15 protein-coding genes and 1 other RNA gene are annotated in these 19,236 nt (G+C 39.8%); 10 read left to right on the top strand and 6 right to left on the bottom strand.

Annotated elements, in window-relative coordinates; genetic code table 11:
• Position 1 precedes the first annotated feature (1 nt).
• Together ffs and accD are read left to right on the top strand one after the other, a co-directional pair.
• Positions 2–99, top strand: an RNA gene (gene ffs / locus FXV77_RS16785) — signal recognition particle sRNA small type.
• A 191-nt stretch (positions 100–290) separates the two neighbouring features.
• Positions 291–1,133, top strand: a complete 843-nt coding sequence (gene accD / locus FXV77_RS16780) for an acetyl-CoA carboxylase, carboxyltransferase subunit beta (protein WP_148920398.1) — start codon at positions 291–293, stop codon at positions 1,131–1,133.
• Positions 1,134–1,140: 7 nt separating this feature from the next.
• On the opposite strand, the gene FXV77_RS16775 is transcribed toward accD, so the two are convergent.
• Positions 1,141–1,485, bottom strand: a complete 345-nt coding sequence (locus FXV77_RS16775) for a hypothetical protein (protein WP_187444166.1) — start codon at positions 1,483–1,485, stop codon at positions 1,141–1,143.
• 99 nt (positions 1,486–1,584) lie between these two features.
• Between FXV77_RS16775 and FXV77_RS16770 the strand changes: the two genes are divergently transcribed.
• From FXV77_RS16770 to FXV77_RS16755, 4 genes are all read left to right on the top strand, one after another.
• The gene (locus tag FXV77_RS16770; protein WP_148920397.1) at positions 1,585–3,447 is read left to right on the top strand and encodes a DNA topoisomerase IV subunit B; all 1,863 of its coding nucleotides are present in this window, start codon (positions 1,585–1,587) and stop codon (positions 3,445–3,447) included.
• Positions 3,448–3,478: 31 nt separating this feature from the next.
• Positions 3,479–4,321 carry a formyltetrahydrofolate deformylase gene (gene purU, locus FXV77_RS16765; protein ID WP_148920396.1) on the top strand — a complete coding sequence of 281 codons (843 nt, stop codon included), beginning with the start codon at positions 3,479–3,481 and terminating at the stop codon, positions 4,319–4,321.
• 76 nt (positions 4,322–4,397) lie between these two features.
• The gene (locus tag FXV77_RS16760; RefSeq protein ID WP_148920395.1) at positions 4,398–5,720 is read left to right on the top strand and encodes an ATP-binding protein; all 1,323 of its coding nucleotides are present in this window, start codon (positions 4,398–4,400) and stop codon (positions 5,718–5,720) included.
• Positions 5,721–5,818: 98 nt separating this feature from the next.
• Positions 5,819–7,618, top strand: coding sequence for a hypothetical protein (locus FXV77_RS16755; protein WP_148920394.1), 1,800 nt, complete (start codon positions 5,819–5,821; stop codon positions 7,616–7,618).
• Positions 7,619–7,623: 5 nt separating this feature from the next.
• Here FXV77_RS16755 and FXV77_RS16750 read toward each other — a convergent pair whose 3' ends face one another.
• The 3 genes from FXV77_RS16750 to FXV77_RS16740 all read right to left on the bottom strand — a co-directional run bounded on the left by FXV77_RS16750 (position 7,624) and on the right by FXV77_RS16740 (position 10,205).
• On the bottom strand, positions 7,624–8,523 hold the full coding sequence (locus FXV77_RS16750) for a class I SAM-dependent methyltransferase (protein WP_148920393.1): 900 nt from the start codon (positions 8,521–8,523) through the stop codon (positions 7,624–7,626).
• 106 nt (positions 8,524–8,629) lie between these two features.
• Positions 8,630–9,385 carry an ABC transporter ATP-binding protein gene (locus FXV77_RS16745; RefSeq protein WP_148920392.1) on the bottom strand — a complete coding sequence of 252 codons (756 nt, stop codon included), beginning with the start codon at positions 9,383–9,385 and terminating at the stop codon, positions 8,630–8,632.
• 85 nt (positions 9,386–9,470) lie between these two features.
• The gene (locus FXV77_RS16740; RefSeq protein WP_148920391.1) at positions 9,471–10,205 is read right to left on the bottom strand and encodes an MlaE family ABC transporter permease; all 735 of its coding nucleotides are present in this window, start codon (positions 10,203–10,205) and stop codon (positions 9,471–9,473) included.
• A gap of 185 nt (positions 10,206–10,390) precedes the next feature.
• On the opposite strand from FXV77_RS16740, the gene FXV77_RS16735 reads away from it, so the two are divergent.
• Both FXV77_RS16735 and ispG read left to right on the top strand, forming a co-directional pair.
• The gene (locus FXV77_RS16735; RefSeq protein WP_148920390.1) at positions 10,391–11,317 is read left to right on the top strand and encodes a LiaI-LiaF-like domain-containing protein; all 927 of its coding nucleotides are present in this window, start codon (positions 10,391–10,393) and stop codon (positions 11,315–11,317) included.
• Positions 11,318–11,818: 501 nt separating this feature from the next.
• Positions 11,819–13,834 carry a (E)-4-hydroxy-3-methylbut-2-enyl-diphosphate synthase gene (gene ispG, locus FXV77_RS16730; protein WP_148920389.1) on the top strand — a complete coding sequence of 672 codons (2,016 nt, stop codon included), beginning with the start codon at positions 11,819–11,821 and terminating at the stop codon, positions 13,832–13,834.
• A 40-nt stretch (positions 13,835–13,874) separates the two neighbouring features.
• Here ispG and FXV77_RS16725 read toward each other — a convergent pair whose 3' ends face one another.
• Positions 13,875–14,300, bottom strand: coding sequence for a T9SS type A sorting domain-containing protein (locus FXV77_RS16725; RefSeq protein ID WP_148920388.1), 426 nt, complete (start codon positions 14,298–14,300; stop codon positions 13,875–13,877).
• Between the two features lie 192 nt (positions 14,301–14,492).
• Between FXV77_RS16725 and FXV77_RS16720 the strand changes: the two genes are divergently transcribed.
• Together FXV77_RS16720 and era are read left to right on the top strand one after the other, a co-directional pair.
• Positions 14,493–16,436, top strand: coding sequence for a KUP/HAK/KT family potassium transporter (locus tag FXV77_RS16720; protein ID WP_148920387.1), 1,944 nt, complete (start codon positions 14,493–14,495; stop codon positions 16,434–16,436).
• A gap of 50 nt (positions 16,437–16,486) precedes the next feature.
• Positions 16,487–17,365, top strand: coding sequence for a GTPase Era (era, locus tag FXV77_RS16715; RefSeq protein ID WP_148920386.1), 879 nt, complete (start codon positions 16,487–16,489; stop codon positions 17,363–17,365).
• Here the strand turns inward: era and uvrC are convergent.
• Positions 17,362–19,161 (bottom strand): excinuclease ABC subunit UvrC, encoded by a 1,800-nt coding sequence (gene uvrC, locus FXV77_RS16710; protein WP_148920385.1) that lies wholly within the window; start codon positions 19,159–19,161, stop codon positions 17,362–17,364. The two genes, era and uvrC, sit on opposite strands and share 4 nt — an antisense overlap.
• Between the last annotated feature and the right edge of the window lie 75 nt (positions 19,162–19,236).

The raw sequence follows: 19,236 nt of genomic DNA, 5'->3' as shown, positions 1-19,236 counted from the left end.
CAGGCAAGTCTCCTACGACCAGCTCCCTTTGACTCCCCCAGGTTGGGAACAAAGCAAGGGTATTAGGTTGAGCGGTGCGATAGGAGTAGCTTGCCTATTTTTATTTTATAAACCCCACAGTCTCTATCACTTTCACAACTGCGTCAGTTCCTACACGTTTTTTATATTTTTTTTCATCTAAGAACTTGTCCTTTAAAGGTGATGAAGCTATCGGATTTATTCATTCCCCGATAGGGTTTGCATAAATCATGATGGTTTCGTTTATTTGTAGTCCGAATTATCGTGAACTTATGAGTTGGTTTAAAAGAAACAAAGCAGGTATTAATACTGCTACCGAGAATAAAAAGGAAGCGCCTGACGGCATGTGGAATAAATGTCCGAATTGCAAGAAGCCGCTATTAAACAGTGAACAAATTGAGAACCAATACGTTTGTCAGTATTGTGACTATCATATCCGAATCGGCTCTGCGGCCTATTTTTCTATCCTTTTCGACAACAACAATTACACCGAGCTATTTGAAAACCTAACATCAGGAGATCCTCTTCAATTCTCTGATACGAAACCTTATCCCGTTCGACTAGCCGACAGCCAAGCGAAGACTGGGCTAAAAGACGCCATCCGTTGCGCACACGGCAAAATGGAAGGTCAGGATATTGTGATTGCTTGCATGGATTTTACGTTTATCGGGGGCTCCATGGGATCGGTAGTTGGTGAAAAAATTGCGCGCGCTATCGATTATTGTATAGCACACAAAACTCCTTTCATGTTGATTTCCAAATCGGGCGGGGCACGTATGATGGAAGCTGCTTTCTCGTTGATGCAAATGGCAAAGACGTCAGCAAAACTGGCCTTGCTAGCACAGGCTAAAATACCTTATATTTGTTTATTGACCGACCCGACAACAGGTGGGGTAACCGCCTCTTATGCCATGTTGGGAGACATTAATATTGCCGAACCGGGTGCATTGATTGGATTCGCAGGGCCTCGCGTGATTAAGGAGACCATCAAAAAAGATTTGCCTAAGGGGTTTCAGACATCTGAATTTGTTCTGGAACATGGTTTTTTAGATTTTATTGTGGATCGGCGGAATCTTAAAAAGAAAGTAGCCAATTATTTACGATTAGTAAAATAAGCGCCAGTTAAAAATATTTTCTAAAAGCCCATAACTTACGGTTTTTTAAATAGTGTAAATTTTGTTCATTTCGGTAGGCTTCCCGCTCAAAGGAGATATTAAGATAGGCCTGCCGAAATTTTCTGTATTGTAGATAACGCATCAAAAATTCGATAGCATACCATATATAGAAAGGAACAACCAACATTTCAGCCGCTTGCTTGATATGTATATTTTCATGGTTTAGCAAATATTTATCTTCTTTGTAACGTTGGTCCAACAACAAGATAAAAGGGAAAATAACAATCGCAACAGCCTTTCTCCCCGAAAAGACATTTGTCCAAAACTTATTTACAACAACTTTTCCTTTCATAGCGTTTTCTACAATGGGATTAGGCAAAGAGCTTGCCGAAATTATCTAATCTTTTTCCTATTTTTGTTAGCAAAGAAAACTTAAACAAATCGTATTCGTATGACGACATATAACGAAGACAGTATACGTTCCTTAGATTGGAAAGAACACATCCGTCTGCGTCCGGGTATGTATATCGGGAAGCTGGGCGATGGCTCTGCCTATGATGATGGAATTTACGTATTGTTAAAGGAGGTTGTCGACAACTCCATCGACGAATTTGTAATGGGCGCAGGCAAGACGATTGACATTACCGTTCACGACAATAAAGTATCCGTACGTGACTACGGTCGCGGAATCCCTATTGGATCCGTGGTCGATGTGGTTTCTAAGATCAATACCGGCGGTAAATACGATAGCAAAGCATTCCAAAAATCTGTAGGCCTAAACGGTGTCGGTACGAAAGCTGTCAATGCACTTTCTGATCAGTTTACAGTACAATCGTATCGCCAAGGCGTAACACGCATCGCACAGTTTCACCGTGGCGAGCTCGTCAGCGATGAACAAAAAGAAACCACACAACGTAACGGTACAGCAACGAGCTTCTATCCAGATGAAACGATTTTCCGGAATTACAAATTCCGTATGGAGTTTGTAGAAAACATGATATGGAACTACGTGTTTCTTAACGCTGGATTGACCATCAGTTTCAACGGACAAAAGTTTATTTCCGAACATGGCCTAAAAGACTTGCTTGAGCGTAATATCGATGCCGAATCCATGCGTTACCCTATTATCCATTTAAAGGGGGATGATATCGAGATAGCACTAACCCATGGCCAGCAATACGGGGAAGAATACTATTCTTTTGTCAACGGACAACACACGACGCAAGGAGGTACCCACCAGGCGGCATTCCGCGAAGCCGTCGTAAAAACAGTTCGAGAGTTTTATAAAAAGGAGTTCGATGCAGCGGATATACGTTCGTCGATTATCGCCGCAATTGCCATCAAAGTACAGGAGCCTGTTTTTGAATCGCAAACGAAAACAAAACTAGGATCACAAAGCATCGGGCCTGACGGACCTACCGTACGTACTTTTATCAACGATTTTGTTAAAAAAGCGTTAGACGATTATTTGCACAAGAACGCCGCTGCGGCTGACGCGTTGCTGAAACGCATCTTGCAATCGGAACGCGAAAGAAAAGATATTGCGGGTATTAAGAAACTCGCTAATGAGCGTGCTAAAAAAGCCTCCTTACACAACCGAAAACTACGCGATTGTAAGATTCATTTTAGCGATAAAAACGAGCGTAACCTAGAAACGACCTTATTCATCACAGAAGGAGACTCGGCAAGTGGTTCTATTACCAAATCGCGGGATGTACAGACGCAAGCGGTGTTCAGCTTGAAAGGTAAGCCCTTGAACTCCTATGGTATGTCAAAGAAAATAGTCTATGAGAACGAAGAGTTTAATTTATTACAACATGCGCTGAATATTGAGGACGGACTTGACGGACTACGTTATAACAATATCGTTATCGCCACAGATGCGGACGTAGATGGTATGCACATCCGTTTGCTGTTGCTTACGTTCTTTTTACAATTCTTTCCCGATTTGGTGAAAGCCGGACATGTATCCATCTTGCAGACTCCTTTATTCCGTGTACGGAATAAAAAGGAAACGATCTATTGTTATTCAGATGAGGAACGTCAACGTGCTATTTCTAAATTAGGTGGTAAGCCAGAGATAACCCGTTTCAAAGGTTTAGGTGAGATTTCCCCATCCGAATTCGGGCTTTTCATTGGCAAAGACATACGGTTGGATCCCGTGATTCTTTCAAAGGACAACAAACTTCCGCAATTACTGGAATATTATATGGGTAAAAATACGCCGGACAGGCAAAAACATATTGTGGAAAACCTTCGGATTGAAATCGATTTGGAAGAAGAACTTGCTAAAGCTGCTGCCGTTGCCTCCTAAAAAGGCAATGGTATTTATTACAATGTAAATAATGAACAACCAAACCTTAATACTTATCCAGTGCCAAGATGCGGTGGGCCTGGTTGCCAGTGTCGCCCATGTCATCGCTAAGCATTATTTGAATATCGTAACCATGCGGGAGTTTGTAGACGAAGAAAATCGCAAATTCTTTGTCCGTGTGGTATGCAGCGGTGTACCATCTGCTACACTACTCTTGCAGCAGGATTTGGAAAACAACTTACCTGCCCATGCACAAGTGTCCATCAATCCTGCTCGCGAAAAGAAGCTTGTTATTTTAGTAACCAAAGAACACCATTGTCTTGCGGACATTCTCGTGCGTCATTTTTTCAAAACACTTAATGCTTCTGTAAAAGCGGTAGTCGGAAACTATGAGGTGCTGAAAGAATTTACCGAGAAGTTCCATATTCCTTATCACTATATATCACATGAGAACAAAAGCAAGGAGGAATTTGAACAGGAGCTAGTACAAACCATTACGCCGTATCAACCGGATTATATCGTGTTGGCAAAGTTTATGCGTATTCTCTCCCCTACTTTCGTGGCGAGGTTTCAGAACAAATTGATCAATATACACCATTCGTTCCTCCCTGCATTCATTGGTGCAAATCCATATCGTCAGGCGTACAAACGAGGTGTAAAAATTATCGGCGCAACAGCCCATTACGTCACGAATGATCTGGATGAAGGTCCCATAATTGTACAGCGCACTAAATCCATTAACCATAGCTACGATGTTCCAAATTTGGTTACCGCAGGAAAGGAAATCGAAAAAGCAGTACTAAGTCAAGCCATCCATTTGCTGACGGAGGACCGGGTGATGCTGCAGGGGAACAAAACGATTGTTTTTGAGTAATAAAAAAATAAAACTAACTTTGTTACAGCTGTAACAGTTACGACGGTAACAGTTACAGCCGAAACAAGATACAGGAATGAAGTTTTATAATAGAATCAGTGAACTATCTGAATTAAAAAGAATACAAAAGCTGTCGTTTACCGACCATTCTCGCCTGACTGTAATTACAGGGAGAAGACGAATTGGTAAAACTAGTCTTATCATGAAATCGGCCGAAGGACTCCCAACCGTTTATCTCTTTGTTGGGCGTAAAAACGAAGCGACACTTTGCTCTGAGTTTATTCCAATTATCACCCAATCTCTTGATACATTTATACCACCAGAGATTCGGACGTTTCGATCTTTATTCCAGTACTTAATGGAATTGGCGGCAAATAGATCGTTCAATCTTGTCATTGATGAATTTCAGGAGTTTTATAATATCAATGAGTCGATCTATAGCGACATGCAAAACCTCTGGGATACCTATCGGATGAAATCCAAAATGAACCTCATCGTGTCAGGCTCGGTATATTCACTGATGCAAAAAATATTTCAAAACAAAAAAGAACCTCTTTTTGGAAGAGCAGACAATATAATCAAGCTGGCAGCTTTTGATATATCGACACTCAAAGAAATTATAAAAGATTACCGCCCCTCATATACAAATGACGATCTGCTTGCTCTTTATTCTTTCACAGGTGGCGTGCCCAAATATGTTGAACTGTTCTGCGATAACAATATGTTGGATGTGGACGAAATGATCTCCTTCATGATTCGCGAGAATTCCTCTTTTACAGATGAAGGGAAAAATCTGTTGATAGAAGAATTTGGCAAAAACTATGCGACTTATTTTTCTATTCTAAGTGCTATCTCTGGAGGAATCAACACACAATCCGAGATAGAAGCAGCATTAGGAAACAAAAGCATTGGCGGGCAGATCAAACGATTAATTGAAGACTATCATATCATTATTCGTCAGCGCCCTATATTGGCAAAAGAAGGAAGTCAGACGGCACGATATGAAATACAGGATAACTTCATCCGTTTTTGGTTCAACTATTTCGATCGTCACCGTTCTTTGATTGAAATCAAGAATTTCATAGGTTTACAGTCTATCGTCAAATCAGATTATCCAATTTATTCAGGCATCATGTTGGAGCGATATTTTAAACAACAATTTGCCGAAAGTTTCCAGTATCGTGCTATTGGTTCATGGTGGGAACCCAAAGGCAATCAAAATGAGATTGATGTTGTTGCACTAAAATTAGAGAAAAACCAAGCTGTTGCCGCTGAAGTAAAACGACAACGCAAAAATTTCAAGCCGGAACTATTTGCTAAAAAAGTGGAGCATCTAAAAAATAAATTATTGCCTAAGTATCATATTGATATGTGTTGTTTATCATTGGACGATATGTGATTTGCGTTTTAAAAATGACTTAAATCATTTTTATATAACACCTACGTTATTTTATCCCCATCATAAATTCCCGTATTTTGTAGTGTTACAGATGATATATGAAACACACGTTCCACATCCCGGTATTAGGTTTGGCTTTTTCCATCGACTCTCCATTAAAAGTTGCAAAATTTGGTATCTCTTCGGTGATGTCTATTGTTGACGATGAGCTTATCGAGCGAATACGGGCTTTCTATGCCCAAGAAAACCAATTTTATTATGTTCCCATAAAGAAAGCGGAGGAGGATTATCGTGCCAAGCGAATCACTGCTTATCTCAATTTAGTACAACAAATTATTGACACACAAATTTTTCATATCAAGAACGACGAATTTCTGCCGGATTCTGATTTAACAAACTACTTTGAACTATTGCCAGATACCGATCTGAGCAAACAGCGTTATAAAAAAATGTTAAATACGGATGATATTAATGAAAAAGCGGCTTTGCAGGAAGAATTAAAAGCCATGGTTGTTCCCGGAGAAATTGATGTCAATATTATGGCAAAGGTTGATAAACTCAACGTGGATACAAAAGGAAATATATTAGATGATAAGTATGCAGATGCTTTAGCTGCATTACGAGGTTTTGCCCAATCCAACCTACGTTCTTCCGTTGTTCTGTCAGCCGGTATGAATCCTCGTCTATATAATTACCTTACTGAATTACCGTCCTTCTTTCCAAATCGATACGGCGTATTGGAAAAACGGATTATCCTGAAAGTATCAGACTATCGCTCCGCCTACATTCAAGCGAAATATCTTGCAAAAAAAGGTTTGTGGGTTTCTGAATTTCGCATAGAGTCCGGGTTAAATTGCGGAGGACATGCTTTCGCAACAGACGGCTATTTACTAGGTCCTATTCTGGAAGAGTTTAAACAAAAGAAAGAGGAACTTGTTCAAGAGCTTTCCAGCATATATAGAGCGGCCCTCCTTGAAAAGGGCATATCGAGTGTACATACCCTTCCTATTAGGTTCAGTGTACAGGGAGGAATAGGGACAGCAGAAGAACATATATTTCTTTTAACATACTACGGTTTTGATAGTGCCGGATGGGGTTCACCATTTTTATTAGTTCCAGAAGCAACTACAGTCGACAACGATACATTAGCCAAATTGATACAGGCGAACAAAGAGGATTTCTATCTAAGCGATTCTTCTCCACTCGGCGTTCCTTTCCATAATTTTAAAGGAAGTACAGCGGAACAAAGGCGGATGGAGCGTATCGCCAAGGGAGTTCCGGGAAGTCCGTGTACAAAGCAATACCTCGTATCCAACACGGAGTTTTCTAAAGAACCGGTATGTACCGCTTCCCGAGTTTATCAGCACGCTAAAATCAAAGAATTAAAAAACCTCCAACTTCCCGAAACGGAATTTCAAGAGCAGTTCGATAAAATTACGGCAAAAACTTGTCTATGCGAAGGTCTTGCCGCTTCTGCTTATCTGAAATATAGCATACAGAAGCCTAAAGAGAACACAGCAGTCTCTATCTGCCCCGGTCCAAATATGGCCTATTTTAAAGGTCCTTACATGCTACAGGAAATGATAGATCATATATATGGTCGCCGTCCATTGAGCTTGAAAACTAGACCTCATCTTTTTGTAAACGAATTACAGCTCTACGTAGATTATTTCAAAAACTTGGTGAAAAACGGTGTTGATGATGTAAAGAAACTGAAAGTTATCCAGAAATTTAAGGATCAACTCGTACAAGGCATAGCCTACTATCGCACGATAACAAAAGAGATGGAGAAGTTCGGTTTTAAAGAAACGTCAGGTTTTATATCTGTTTTAAGCAATTACGAACAGGACTTGAAAGGGCAACCTACCCGGATGCACAGTCCAGCCCTTAACCGTTAGCCGTTCTATTTTATTTTTCTAAATTTCCCAAAAACGCCTAACGGAAGTTTAGATCCCGCAGTTGCTTGTAAATAGAGCTCCCCTATTTCGAGATTTTCCACTTGTGGAAAAGCCGTTATTATTAGGTTCTCTACAATGACCGAAGAAAATCCTAAAGAATACGTATTTAAAATCAGGAAATGTTCTTTCGGGTCGAGAAGCTGTACCACATCACGCATCATCTCCATAATATGGTCTTCAAGCTTCCACTTTTCTCCTTTAGGTCCATGTCCATACGCCGGAGGGTCCAATATAATGCCCTGGTATTTGTTACCACGCTTCAATTCTCTTTTTACAAATTTAAGTGCATCCTCTACCACCCAACGGATATTATCCAATCCTGACTGTTCCTGATTTTCGTTTGCCCAGGTAACCACCTGCTTAATAGAATCTACGTGTGTTGTATCCGCTCCCGCAGCCTTTGCAATGAGCGAAGCACCACCTGTGTAAGCAAACAAATTCAACACTTTAGGATGAGGGGTTTTAAAAGATTTGACGGACTCCGATATATAATCCCAATTCACCGCTTGTTCTGGAAATATACCAACATGTTTGAACGAAGTTAGTCCCAAACGGAATTTAATGGCTACATCCTTATTTTTATAGGTAATATGCCAACGATCCTGCGTTTGGATATTTTTTTTTATCCATTCCCCCGACGTTGCCGACCGTCCTTTAAAGCGGATATGGTGCCTTTTCACCCACTCCGCCTCCGAGAAGGTTTTTGGCCATACCGCTTGTGGTTCGGGACGAATCACCACCACATCCCCAAAGCGTTCTAGTTTTTCAAAATCACCACAATCAATAAGTTCGTAATCTTTCCAATGTCGTGGCGTAAGAAGTTGTATGTTTGTTATTGAAGTCATTATTAGATATGAGATATTTGTATTTAGATAATCGAGATGCTAAATACTTTATAATAAATATCAGATTAAATAGCGCAAAGATAGATATTAGAAGTGAGATGTTGTATTATTTAATAGAATCTCTTGCGGCCTTCATCAACGGACTTGCGAAGACAAAATCATTCAACTCCTGCACATCCGAACGCAGCATCTCTTCATTAGATCCTTCCCAAAATTTCTGTCCTTTATATAAAAACAAAATATAATCACCTATTCCCATCACGGAGTTCATATCATGTGTTACCACTAATGTCGTACATTGATACTCCTCTGTCAATTCCTGAATCAATTCATCAATTAATATCGATGTGGCCGGATCAAGGCCTGAGTTGGGTTCGTCACAAAACAAATATTTAGGGCTCATGCTAATCGCTCTTGCAATCCCAACCCTCTTTTTCATTCCTCCCGACAGTTCGGATGGATATAATTTATTGACATTCTTCAAATTGACACGATCGAGACAGAAGTTGGCACGTTCTATTTTCTCTGCCTGGCTCATATCAGTAAACATATTCAACGTAAAAATAATATTCTGTTCAACCGTCATGGAATCGAACAAAGCAGAGTTTTGAAACAACATACCAAGATTTCTTCGGATGGGTATACGTTCTTCAAAGTCCATTCCTGTAAATTCCTGTTGGCCAAAAAACACTTTTCCTTGGTCGGGATCATGAAGTCCGACAATACACTTTAACAATGTACTTTTGCCAGAACCTGACCCCCCTATAATTAAGTTCACTTTACCGGGTTCAAAAATGGCGTCAATGCCTTTCAATACCTCGTTATCCCCAAATGATTTGTATATATTCTGAATCTCAATCATATTAATTTGTCTAATGCTTAACTGTCTATGTGCTTAACTGCTACCGGTTGGGTAAACCGATTAATCAATTAAACGATTGACAATATTATAACATCAATGCGGTAATGATATAATCACAAACCAAAATCGCAATACAGCCAATCACTACTGCTTTTGTCCCAGCTTGTCCGACCTCCAATGCACCACCTCTAACATAAAAACCTTTATATGCAGGAACCGAAGTAATAATAAATCCGTAAATTATCGCTTTCACAATGGCTACAGTCACGGTGAAACCATTAAAACCTTCTTGTATACCTTGAATATAATCCGATGGAGCTACCGCACCAGACAGGCTACCTCCTATCAATCCACCGGTAATAGCACAGAAAATGGCAATAGTTACCAATACCGGAACCATAATAACACCCGCGATAATCTTGGGTAAGATCAAAAATCCAGGTGCATTAATGCCCATAATCTCCAAGGCATCGATTTGTTCTGTTACACGCATCGAACCTATTTGCGAAGAAATAGCCGAGCCAACCTTGCCCATCAACACCAAGCCCGAAATGGTAGGTCCCAGTTCTAAAATGTTGGAATCCCGGTTAATTTGTCCAATAACTGTGGTCGGAATGAGATCAGACACCAACTGAAAAGCGATTTGCAGTGTCATAACTGCTCCGATAAAGGTCGAAATAATCAAAATCAAGCTCAATGAGCCTATACCTATTTCGTTCATCTCATGAAAAATCTCTTTTAAATATATCTTCCATTTTTCAGGTTTTTTGAAGACCTTTCGCAACAACAGGATATAGGAACCAAAATGATGAAATATCATAGAATAATCGACCTTTCGTTAAATACTAGTGCAATATACACATTTGCATGGAAGAAATTTCACCGATAGAATGGTTTATTTCACCGAAAATATGAACAACATAACCTAAAAGTAGTTTTGTAAAAAAATCGTAACTTGTAGTTTTGTGAAGCATTTTATTTAGGTTTACGAGGAAATAGCGACGTATGGAGAATAAGATAACATCCGGCATTTGGTTTGTCTTTATAGGAGTGGTTCTTTTATTGCACAACCTGGACATCATACACTTTAATTTTTGGGCTACAATCAAATACTGGCCGTTACTCATCATTATTGTAGGAGTCAATTTAATCGCCCAAAATAAGCGATATGGAAACTACATTAAAGTTGGTTGTAACGTTCTATTTTTAGGATGGATTTTTTATGTGGGTATGACGGCTTCTAAAACAGATTGGACAGAACAGCTATATAACAGCAAATACATCAATATTGAAAATACGGATAAGGATGGTCCGCTATCCGATATGGTCCAACTCCCGTTTGATCCTGAAATGAAAGAGTCTATCCTGGAGTTTAACGGAGGAGCTGGGAAATTTGAATTGAGCGTTGAAGAAAGTGTTAATCTCGTATCGACCAGATCCAAGACGAACGACATGGGCATGACCATGAAAACAGAGCAAGAGAAAGGTAAACAAAAAGTCGTTATCAATGCGAAACCAACCTCAAAAAGTAAAAAGTCAGACGCGGTTCTAATAGATCTTCATCCCGATGTACTTTGGAACCTAAATTTAAACTATGGTGCAGCTAATATTAGCGGCGATTTGTCTACACTAAAATTCGAAAAACTGGAGATCAACACCGGAGCAAGCAACATGACCCTAAAATTAGGGCTCCCTCAAGTACCTAATTCAAAAATTGATATCGCCACCGCCGCATCAAAAATCCATTTTCGCATCCCAAAAGACGCAGCTATTAAAGTAGAATATACCTCTATTTTATCAAAAAATTCTTTTGAGGGTTTTGAAACGAACAAAAGTGGTATCGCAAAAACGGCGAATTATGACGAAGCGGAGAACAAGTTTGATATCGAGTTGGAAGGAGCCGCCAATAATTTCACCATATCTCGATATTAACTTTGTTCTTTTCCTTTTTCTTGATAAAAAGGAGACAAAACCGACCGGAGTGAGCTCATGGATACCAAAATAAACACGAATCCATAAATCAAGGCTGAATATAGTTTTGCTATTTCCCATCGAATCAATTGTTTTTCAAGGCGATGGGGCTATGATGAGCATCTGTATTATGCTCATCATGGTTTCTTTGTCTATTCCTAAACAAAATAAAACTCGCTACGCTCAAACATTATTTTGTTTTTAACGGAATAGCCTGCGTAAAATGTTCGCAAAACAATATAAGGCCGTTTGAATCCACACAACTGCTAAGCAATATTGATCGCGTTCAGTTACGCCCTTGCAATACCCCACCCTTAAACTCTAATGCCACATATAAAATTTTGAAATATGTAGAAATAAAATGAATGTATTACCCCTTCTTTCAAAATTTTAAAGTGGCGATTTTTTTGGTTCTTTTTTGAGGGAAAAAAGAACTTAAAACAATTACCTTTGTACCTAGGCATGGACACAAAAAACGCAATCATTTTACCCGGAGGATACTGTAATTCCAAAACATCTTATAGTCGGTTTTTGACGCGGGAGGTAACCGTGGGGGATATTCCTATGGGAGGAGACCATCCCATTCGTATCCAAAGTATGACGACTGTAGACACGATGGATACATTGGGGTCTGTAGAACAGACCATCCGCATGGTAGATGCCGGATGTGAGTATGTACGAATTACGGCGCCAAGCATCAAAGAGGCCGAAAATTTAGCCAATATTAAGAAAGAACTGAAAATGCGAGGGTATGACGTTCCTTTGGTTGCGGACATCCATTTTACTCCCAATGCGGCGGAAGTAGCCGCCCGTATCGTGGAAAAGGTACGTATAAACCCCGGTAACTACGCCGACAAAAAGAAATTTGACCAAATAGAATATACGGATGTGGCCTATCAAGGTGAACTGGAACGTATCTATAAAAAGTTTGCACCTTTAGTTAAAATATGCCAAGAATACGGTACTGCTATGCGTATTGGCACCAACCACGGTTCGCTTTCTGATCGTATTATGAGTCGATACGGTGATACGCCCGAAGGCATGGTAGAATCCGCATTGGAATTTATACGGATTTGTGAAGATCTACGATTCTATAATCTCGTCGTGTCGATGAAATCGTCCAACCCACAAGTAATGGTGCGCGCCTATCGTTTATTAGTCGAAAAAATGGTGGAAGAGAACATGAACTATCCGCTTCACCTAGGTGTTACGGAAGCGGGAGACGGTGAAGATGGGCGGGTAAAATCCGCCGTAGGTATTGGAACATTATTAGAAGATGGGTTAGGAGACACTATTCGGGTGTCCCTAACAGAAGAACCAGAAAACGAAATTCCCGTTGCTCGCGCTTTAGCCAATCGATATGCCGACCGCAAGAAACAACAGGAATCTACCGCCGCACGTGAACTTGTCAACTTATCCGGTCATACGGATACCAATCCTTATGAGGCATTGGAAGTTAACGCATTTATCGGCGGTTCTTTAGTTCCACGTGTGGTTGCAGATATTTCACGCGAAAATTTGAAAGACCCATTCATATTGACTGCCGTAGGTTATCGATACGACGCGTTAAATGATAAATACCATATGGGTGACCAATCAGTAGACTTTGTTTATCTCGGTTCGCAATTGCCTTCGTTTACATTGCCTGGAAATCTCAAAGTACTCTATGACTACGACACTTGGAAAAATTTAAAAGACAAAGCTAACAAACACCCTGTCTATACCTTGAAAAGCTTTCAAGACGCTGAAGTACACGATCCTTCTTTAAATTTGATAATATTAACAAACGATGATCTAGCGGGAGCATATTTTGCGAATTTACAGATAGACAACACCGTTGTTTTCATTTTGGGAACCAATCAGCCCCATGGAATGGCAGACCAACGGCAGTTTTTCAACAATATGCAAGCCATCGGTGTAAACAATCCGGTTATCATCAAACGAAGTTATCCGGTAGCGGAATTCTCGGGTCCTATCGGAGACATTATGCATCCAGAAGAACCGATCTCCAAGATCCAGCTATATGCTGCCACCGATATGGGGGCTTTATTGGTTGACGGATTGGGTTCGGGCATCTGGATAGATTCACCCGCAACTCCTTTGGATAAGCTAGTCTCATTATCCTTTGGAATCTTACAAGCAACGCGTTCCCGCATTTCAAAGACAGAATATATATCCTGTCCAAGTTGTGGAAGAACGCTCTTTGATTTACAGGAAACCACGCAAATGATCAGAAGCCGTACCAATCATTTAAAAGGTTTAAAAATCGGTATTATGGGCTGTATTGTAAACGGACCCGGCGAAATGGCTGACGCAGATTATGGATATGTAGGTGCAGGACCCGACAAAATAACACTTTATCGAGGTAAAGAAGTCGTGAAGAGAAATGTAAGCTCTGCCAATGCTTTAGATGAGTTGATAGAGATTATAAAAAGTGATGGATTGTGGGTAAATGAGGAATCTGATGACAATCTTTAGCGACAAAGTAAAGAAAACGGATTATAGAAAGGAGCACGAACTACCTTACAGAAATACGTTTCACAACGGTTTCGGTGCCGGAAGATACTCGTACAAAATAAAAGCCTGTAGAGAGTTTTCCATCCGTATCAAAAGACAGACTTTGTAACCCTGCATCCAGACGACCATTCATTAAGTTTAAAACCTCATTTCCTAACGCATCCATTACTTTAATGACTACGGTGTTTTGTTGGCTTAGCGTAAAGTTTAAAGTAATCTGCTCCGCTACGGGATTGTAAAATACCTTTACATTATTAATCAACTTTTCGTTCTCCGGATCGATGGCATGTTTAGTAAAATTAGCAAAAGAATGAAAGGTTGTATTTGTTTTGCCAGTGACAGTATGGATATGCATAGCGTTCCCTATGCTAAGCATTGCTATGCTTGCCAGAGTAAATAATGCTATTTTTTTCCTTAATTCTGTCATGTTATATGTTCATCTGTAAGTAGAAGTAGAGTAATTGATACTAACAAAGTTACTTTTTTTGATGTATGGTTGGATACTTTTTTTATTTTTTTTTCGCCCTTTAACAATTTTTAACAAGAATGTACGTTGTGATTTTTGTTACAAAAAAACTAAACATATTTTAATGTATGTTTGCAGTATAATTTTTAAAGAATGAAACCCAGTAAGCATTCCGGTGCAAATAAGCTAAGTCTGGCTGGCTTATTAATTAGTTTAGGCATCATTTTCGGAGATATTGGCACCTCGCCCCTCTATGTCGTAAAAGCGATTTTCAACAAGGGTATCATAGAAGAAAGCCTTATTTTAGGCAGTTTATCTTGTGTTTTTTGGACATTGACTTTACAAACTACGATAAAATATGTGTGGATTACTTTGCAGGCTGATAATAAAGGCGAGGGGGGTATCCTATCTCTTTATTCCTTGGTTCGTAAAAAGGCAAAATGGCTCATTATTCCTGCTATTATCGGCGCCAGTGCGTTACTAGCAGACGGCATGATTACGCCAGCGATCACTATTTCATCCGCCATTGAAGGTTTAGCCATACGAAACCCTGACATACCGACCGTACCTATTGTCATCACGATTATAAGTTTATTATTCCTTATACAACGATTCGGAACCTCCATTGTCGGGCGTATTTTTGGCCCGTTGATGTTTGTATGGTTTAGCATGATCGGCGTTCTGGGGTTATTATATATTGTACGGGCTCCGGAAGTATTTTACGCTTTGAACCCCTACTATGCTGTTGCGACGATTATCAGCCATCCAAACGCTCTTTTCTTAATCGGCGCAATATTCCTGTGTACAACCGGAGCAGAAGCGCTATATTCCGATATGGGGCATTGTGGAAAATCCAATATTCGCATAAGTTGGATATTTGTTAAGCTCATGCTCCTATTCAATTATTTCGGACAAGGAGGATGGCTCATGGAGCATGCGGGCTCACAAATCGGAGATACAAACCCTTTTTACGCTATTATGCCCAGTGCATTTGTCGGCTATGGTGTCATTATCGCTACTATAGCGGCAATCATAGCCAGCCAGGCGATGATATCCGGGTCTTTCACATTAATTTCAGAAGCCGTACGTTTAAATATCTGGCCAAAAGTCTCCATCCGCTACCCCAGCGAACATAAGGGACAGCTATACGTACCATCCATAAATCTTATTCTATATATCGGTTGTATGTTGATAATAGCCGTATTTCAACATTCTTCTAATATGGAAGCCGCCTATGGATTGGCTATTAACCTGACGTTTATTGCCACCACAATTTTAATGTGTGTTTTTCTGTCGAGGGTGCACGTCTCCAACGTATGGATTGTGATTTTTGCTTTGTTTTATTTCACTATAGAACTCGTATTTCTTGCTGGAAACCTAGTGAAGCTGACACATGGCGGATGGTTGACACTACTGTTAGCCACCGCCCTATTTGTGGTGATGTTTGCATGGTATGGTGCACGCAAAATCAAGAATAGTTTTGTCCGCTTCGCCGATATCCGACCGTATTTCCCCATTATTGCGGAGCTAAGCGAGGATAAGTCCGTCCCTGTATTTGCGTCGAACCTTGTGTATTTAACAAGTGCGAATAACAAAAATGAAATTGAATCCAAAATTATTTATTCTATCTTAAACAAAAAACCCAAACGAGCAGATGTATATTGGCTTGTACATGTTGATGTAATGGACAATCCCCACACCAGGGAGTACCTCGTGGAACAACTCATACCCCAAAAACTAATCCGAATAGACTTTAAATTGGGTTTTAGGGAAGAACAGCGTATTAGTTTATTATTTCGAAAAGTTGTCGAAGATATGGTTGAGAAAGGTGAGATTGATATCACGAGTAACTATAATACCTTAAGAAAACATGGCATAGCCGGTGATTTCAATTTTGTGGTATTGGAGAAAATAATCGCCAAAACACACGACCTGAAATGGCATGAAAAAATTATTTTGGAAATATATAAAACATTAAAGAAATTCAGTTTATCTGAGGAGAAAGGTTTTGGTTTGGACAGTAGCTTTGTAACGCTTGAACGTGTCCCATTAAATATGCCCAATACGAAGGAAGTTTCGCTCCGAAGACTCCCATAGCGGTTATCTTTTAAATTTTGTATCTTTACACGTTAAAAAAATAGCATTTCATGTCACATAAAGCAGGATTCGTCAGTATTATCGGGAAGCCCAATGCAGGGAAATCTACCTTAATGAATGCATTGGTAGGTGAAAAAATGTCCATCATTACACCTAAAGCACAAACTACCCGACATCGAATCATGGGAATTGTGAATGACGATGACCACCAAATCATATTCTCGGACACACCTGGTATCATAAAGCCAAACTATTCCTTGCAGGAATCCATGATGAATTTTGTGCAAGGGTCTCTTATTGGTGCAGACGTGATTTTATTTGTGACGGATATCCACGAGAAATACGACGAGAGTGATGTCATCGAAAAATTAAGTAAAACATCCTCTCCTGTAGCTGTTCTTATCAATAAGATCGATAAATCATCGGAAGAAGAAGTCAGAAGTAAAATAACTTTTTGGCAAGAGAAACTAAACCCTGATGCTGTTTTTGCTATTTCTGCCCTGCTCAACCATGGCGTAGCAGGCATTATGGAATATATTAAAGAGCAGCTTCCTATCCATCCTCCCTACTATGAAAAAGATGAGCTAACGGATAAAAGTATGCGTTTCTTTGCGTCTGAAATGATCCGGGAAAAAATCTTTAAGCTATACGACAAAGAAATCCCATACAGTACCGAAGTTATCGTTACGTCTTATAAAGAAGAACAAAACATCACCCGGATTGCAGCTGAGATTATTGTGGAACGTGACTCCCAAAAAAATATTCTTATAGGAAAAGCCGGAGCAATGATAAAAAAAGTGGGCACGTATGCTCGGCAGGATATTGAGGAATTTATAGATGGAAAAGTGTTTTTGGAACTTTTTGTCAAGGTAATTCCCGATTGGCGCCGCAAGAAAAACTACTTAAAAAAGTTCGGGTATGATGACTAGGCATGAAAATATTCCCTTAATGCCTTGACCTGTTTTTGATTAAGTACCTTACCAAGTTCTTCCTCAGATGCTTCTTTTACTTTTTTGGCAGACTTAAAGATCTTCAATAGTTTTTCTACGGAAGTTTTTCCTACCCCGGGGATATTCTCCAGTTCGGATACAAATGTTTTTCTACTACGCTGATTACGGTGAAAAGTAATCCCAAAACGATGTGCTTCATCACGTAGATGCTGGATAATTTTTAAGGTTTCCGATTTCTTGTCTAGATACAACGGATATTGATCGCCAGGATAATAGATTTCTTCCAAACGCTTGGCGATACCGATAACCGTCACTTTCTTTTCTATCCCTAGTAGCTTTAGACTTTTCATAGCGGCCCCTAACTGTCCCTTACCACCGTCAATTACGATCAATTGGGGGAGCTGTTGATCCTCATCCAATAATCTTCTATAACGTCGAAAAACCGCCTCTTCCATTGTCGCAAAATCATTGGGGCCGACGACGGTCTTTACATTGAAATGCCGATAATCCTTTTTAGAAGGTTTAGCATCCTTGAAAACCACAATAGCGGACACAGGATAATTCCCCTGTATATTGGAATTATCAAAACATTCGATATGCCGCGGAAGCACATTCAGACGTAGATCTTTTTGCATCTGGTTTAGAATACGCTCTGTTTTCACTTCTGGGTTCAACTTCTCGTACTGTAGCATACGCTCCTTTTTAAAATAAGCGACATTCTTACGCGATAATTCCAACAGGCTTTTCTTATCCCCTGCTTTGGGAACCGTGAACTTCATGTCGTTATTTTCTTCGATATGAATATCAAAGGGAACAATGATCTCTCTAGACGTACTTTTGAACCGTTCTCTAAATTCCGGAATCGCTAAAGCCAGTAATTCTTCTTCTGATTCATCCAAACGTTTCTTCATTTCCAACGTCTGGGTTTGGATAACAACCCCATGTACTACTTTCAAGTAGTTTACAAAAGCGTAATTATCCTCTGATGCAATATTAAATACATCCACATTCGTAATCGACGAGCTGACAACGGTAGATTTACTTTGATAATTAGCAAGTTTTTCTAACTTCGTCTTCACCTTATGTGCCGCTTCAAAATCTAGCGCCGTCACCGCATCATTCATTTGGGTTTTCAAACGGTTGGTCACCACGGCAATCTTGCCGTTCAATATATCTTTTATATCAGCAAGATTCTGATTATAATCTTCCTCCGATTGATAGCCCTCACATGGTCCCTTACAGTTGCCAATCTGGTATTCCAGACAAATTTTGTACTTGCCTTTGGCTATGTTTTCGGGAGATAAATTAAGATTGCAGGTACGCAAGGGAAAAAGTTCCCGAATCATATCCAGAATGATATGCATCATGCCTACAGAAGCATAAGGCCCATAATAACGTGACCCATCCCGAATGTATTTGCGTGTCCAAAAAACACGCGGAAAACGTTCGTTCTTAATGACAATCCAGGGATACGTTTTGTCATCTTTCAGCATGACGTTGTAACGAGGTTTATGCTTCTTAATGAGGTTATTTTCCAGCAACCACGCATCGATTTCCGTATCGACGATGGTAAACGCGATACGGTTTATTTTCCGTACTAATACACGGGTTTTACTATTGAGCTGATGTTCATTTACAAAATAAGAACCTACCCGATTACGTAAATTCTTCGCTTTTCCCACATAGATGAGTTCATTATTTTTATCAAAATATTGATAAACACCCGGTTTACGGGGTATTTTTTTTAACTCGTCTTTGTAATCAAATACGCTCATATCATCAAAATGCCGAACAACAAATTTCGTTAAAATCTGCTGTTCGGCGTTTATAAATTCTATTTAAATTAACCA

The organism is Sphingobacterium phlebotomi, assembly GCF_008180195.1.
GTDB lineage: Bacteria > Bacteroidota > Bacteroidia > Sphingobacteriales > Sphingobacteriaceae > Sphingobacterium > Sphingobacterium phlebotomi.
This window is presented reverse-complemented; position numbering and strand designations above follow the sequence as displayed.

Bases quoted from the DNA above. Each gene is read 5' to 3' on its own strand.
- FXV77_RS16750 (WP_148920393.1), bottom strand. From the start codon at position 8,523: ATGACTTCAATAACAAACATACAACTTCTTACGCCACGACATTGGAAA.
- purU (WP_148920396.1), top strand. From the start codon at position 3,479: ATGAACAACCAAACCTTAATACTTATCCAGTGCCAAGATGCGGTGGGC.
- FXV77_RS16760 (WP_148920395.1), top strand. From the start codon at position 4,398: ATGAAGTTTTATAATAGAATCAGTGAACTATCTGAATTAAAAAGAATA.
- FXV77_RS16720 (WP_148920387.1), top strand. From the start codon at position 14,493: ATGAAACCCAGTAAGCATTCCGGTGCAAATAAGCTAAGTCTGGCTGGC.
- uvrC (WP_148920385.1), bottom strand. From the start codon at position 19,161: ATGAGCGTATTTGATTACAAAGACGAGTTAAAAAAAATACCCCGTAAA.
- FXV77_RS16755 (WP_148920394.1), top strand. From the start codon at position 5,819: ATGAAACACACGTTCCACATCCCGGTATTAGGTTTGGCTTTTTCCATC.
- FXV77_RS16745 (WP_148920392.1), bottom strand. From the start codon at position 9,385: ATGATTGAGATTCAGAATATATACAAATCATTTGGGGATAACGAGGTA.
- era (WP_148920386.1), top strand. From the start codon at position 16,487: ATGTCACATAAAGCAGGATTCGTCAGTATTATCGGGAAGCCCAATGCA.
- FXV77_RS16740 (WP_148920391.1), bottom strand. From the start codon at position 10,205: ATGATATTTCATCATTTTGGTTCCTATATCCTGTTGTTGCGAAAGGTC.
- FXV77_RS16725 (WP_148920388.1), bottom strand. From the start codon at position 14,300: ATGACAGAATTAAGGAAAAAAATAGCATTATTTACTCTGGCAAGCATA.
- FXV77_RS16770 (WP_148920397.1), top strand. From the start codon at position 1,585: ATGACGACATATAACGAAGACAGTATACGTTCCTTAGATTGGAAAGAA.
- FXV77_RS16775 (WP_187444166.1), bottom strand. From the start codon at position 1,485: ATGAAAGGAAAAGTTGTTGTAAATAAGTTTTGGACAAATGTCTTTTCG.
- FXV77_RS16735 (WP_148920390.1), top strand. From the start codon at position 10,391: ATGGAGAATAAGATAACATCCGGCATTTGGTTTGTCTTTATAGGAGTG.
- ispG (WP_148920389.1), top strand. From the start codon at position 11,819: ATGGACACAAAAAACGCAATCATTTTACCCGGAGGATACTGTAATTCC.
- accD (WP_148920398.1), top strand. From the start codon at position 291: ATGAGTTGGTTTAAAAGAAACAAAGCAGGTATTAATACTGCTACCGAG.